This window comes from Streptomyces recifensis, assembly GCF_002154615.1.
Classification (GTDB): Bacteria; Actinomycetota; Actinomycetes; order Streptomycetales; family Streptomycetaceae; genus Streptomyces; species Streptomyces griseoluteus.
Window position 1 is genome coordinate 1 of record NZ_MUNH01000607.1, and the last position, 2,967, is coordinate 2,967.

Genomic DNA, 2,967 nt, shown 5'->3' on the forward strand with positions numbered 1-2,967 from the left:
CCCCAAGCGCGGCTACCGCCGGGCTCGGTCGCCAGGCGGTAGCCGCGCTTGGGGACCGTGCGGATCAGGCTCGCGTAGGGGCCGAGGGCCGCTCGCAGACGTGTCACCGCCGCCTCGACCGCGTGCTCGTCCGCACCCCGGCCCGGCCATACCCGGCGCAGCAGTTCAGGGCGGCCGACCACCCAGCCGGGGCGTTCGGCGAGGACCCGGAGCACCCGTGCCGACCCCGGCGTCAGCCATACCGCTTCCGCCGGGGTGTCCTCGCCCAGGAGCAGCGCGTTGCCCTGGAGGACCAGGGTCCGGTCGCCGGCCGGGACGAGGTGGCGGTCGCGGCCGGGGAGCGTGGCGGTGAGGAGGTGGACCATCGCTCCCAGTCTGCCTCGCTCCGGCCACACCGGCCCGGCGTCCACCTCCAGCAGCGGGCGGGCGCACACTGCGCCGACGCACAGGGGGAGGACGTCCGTACGCAGCCGTTCCAGGACGGTCTCGTACGTGCCCGCCGCCTCCGCGTGTTCCAGGAAGGAGGTGATGGCCGGCGCGGAGGTGAACAGCAGCGCGTGCACCTCGCCGCGCGCCGTGGCCTCGGCCAGCCGGCGCACCGGCTCGGGGTCCTGGGGCGGCGCCCAGCGGTACACCGGGACCTCCACCACCTCCGCGCCCCGCTCCCGCAGCGCCGAGGCCAGCCCCGGCAGTGGCGCCCCGTGCTCCTGCACGGCGACCCGCCGCCCCCGCAGATCCCGCGCGAGCAGCCAGGTGCGCAGCTCGTCCACCGCCTCCGAGGCGGGCGAGTACGTCTCGGTCGTGCCGCAGGCCCGTACCGCGCCCGTCGCCTTCGGGCCGCGCGAGAGCACCTCGGCCTCGCGGCAGGCGGCGGTGAGGGCGGCGCCGTACCCCCAGCCCTCGGCGGCGCTCATCCAGCCGCGCCAGCCGACGCCGGTGGTCGCGACCACGTAGTCCAGCGGGGCCGCGAGACACCGCTCCGTGGCCGCCCGCAGTGCCGCGTCGTCCTCCAGCGGCACGATGCGCAGCGCGGGCGCCTCCATCACCCGCGCCCCGCGCCGGCGCAGCAGCGCCGTCAGCTCCTCACGCCTGCGTGCCGCCGTGATCCCGACCGTGAATCCGGTGAGTTCGGCGGCCGTCTCCCTGGTACCGGCCTTCATGCCCCGAGGCTGCGGGGGCGCGATGTCGCGGCCGTTGCCCGCCGGTCACGTCCCGGTTACCGCAACAGGCTTCCGTGTTACGGAAGATGTCCTCTCCCGCACACCGCTCCGCCCGGCCTGTGCGCGTCCCGTACCGCACGGGCAACGCGGCCGAGCTTCGGTGGAAACGGCGGTGGGCCAGCCTCGTTGCCATGACCGACACCCACTGCCCCTACTGCTCCCTCCAGTGCGGCATGCGCCTGAGCCCGAGTCCCGCAGGAGGGGTGCCCGAGGTCACCGGACGCGACGAGTTCCCGGTGAACCGGGGCGCGTTGTGCGGGAAGGGACAGACCGCGGCCGCGCTGCTGGCACCCGGCGTACGGCTGACCGCGCCCCTGGTGCGGGACGCGGACGGGCTGCGCGAGGCGTCGTGGGAGGAGGCGCTGGACCGGGCCGCCGGGGCGATGAAGGCCACCGCGGCGGCTCAGGGGCCGGACGCGGTGGGGGTGTTCGGCGGTGGCGGCCTGACCAATGAGAAGGCGTACCTGCTCGGCAAGTTCGCCCGTGTCGCGCTGCGCACCCGCTCGATCGACTACAACGGCCGCTTCTGCATGTCCTCGGCCGCCGCCGCCTCCCGTGCCGCCTTCGGCCTGGACCGGGGTCTGCCCTTCCCGCTCGCGGACGTGGCCCGAACCGGCTGTGTGGTCCTGGTCGGCGCCAACCCGGCCGAGACGATGCCGCCCGCCGTGCGCCACTTGCGCGAACTACGGGAGAACGGCGGCACCCTGGTCGTCGTCGACCCGCGCCGGACCCGTACCGCCGAACTGGCCGACCTCCACCTCCAGCCTCTCCCCGGCACGGACCTGGCCCTGGCGCTCGGGCTGCTCCATCTCGCCGTCGCCGAGGGTCACCTGGACGAGGAGTTCATCGCGAACCGCACGACCGGCTGGGCCGACGCCCGCGCCGCCGCCATGGCCCACTGGCCCGAGCGTGTGGAGGCGCTGACCGGTGTCCCCGTACCCCGGCTCCGGCAGGCGATGGCCCTGTTCACCCGCACCCCGCACGCCATGGTGCTCACCGCGCGCGGGCCCGAGCAGCAGAGCAAGGGGACCGCGACCGTCGGCGCCTGGATCGACCTGTGCCTGGCCACCGGCCGGGCCGGACGCCCGCTGAGCGGCTACGGGTGTCTCACCGGACAGGGCAACGGCCAGGGCGGCCGCGAGCACGGGCAGAAGGCGGACCAGCTCCCCGGCTACCGCTCGCTGGAGGACCCCGAGGCACGGGCGCGGATCGCGGCCCTCTGGGGCGTGGACCCCGCCGCCCTGCCCCGCTCCGGGTCCTCGGCGTACGAGCTGCTGGACTCCCTCGGCCGGCCCGGCGGGGTGCGCACGCTGCTGGTCATGGGGTCCAACCCGGTCGTCTCCGCGCCGGACGCCGCCCGCATCACCCGGCGGCTGACCGCGCTGGACCACCTCGCGGTGTGCGACGTCGTGCTGTCCGAGACGGCCCTGCTGGCCGACGTCGTCCTGCCGGTGACCCAGTGGGCCGAGGAGACCGGAACCCTCACCAACCTGGAGGGCCGCGTGCTGCTCCGCCGCGCCGCCGTCACCCCGCCGGCCGGGGTCCGCAGCGACCTGGCCGTACTGCACGAGCTGGCCCGGCGGCTGGGCCACGCGACGGGGTTCCCCGAAGTCCCCGAGGAGGTCTTCGCCGAGCTGCGCCGGGCCACGGCCGGGGCGCCCGCCGACTACTCCGGTATTTCCTACGACCGGATCGCGGCCGAGGACGGCGTCTTCTGGCCCTGCCCCTCCCCCGGGCACCCCGGCAC

Annotated in this window: 2 protein-coding genes; one reads left to right on the plus strand and one right to left on the minus strand. The window is 75.9% G+C overall.

What is annotated here, in order from left to right; genetic code table 11:
* The coding region (locus CCN33_RS26955; RefSeq protein WP_107484000.1) for a uroporphyrinogen-III synthase at nt 1–1,160 on the minus strand (1,160 nt) is incomplete at its 3' end.
* Nucleotides 1,161–1,351: 191 nt separating this feature from the next.
* Between CCN33_RS26955 and CCN33_RS26960 the strand changes: the two genes are divergently transcribed.
* A partial coding sequence (locus CCN33_RS26960; protein ID WP_167387959.1) for a molybdopterin oxidoreductase family protein occupies nt 1,352–2,967 on the plus strand: 1,616 nt, incomplete at its 3' end.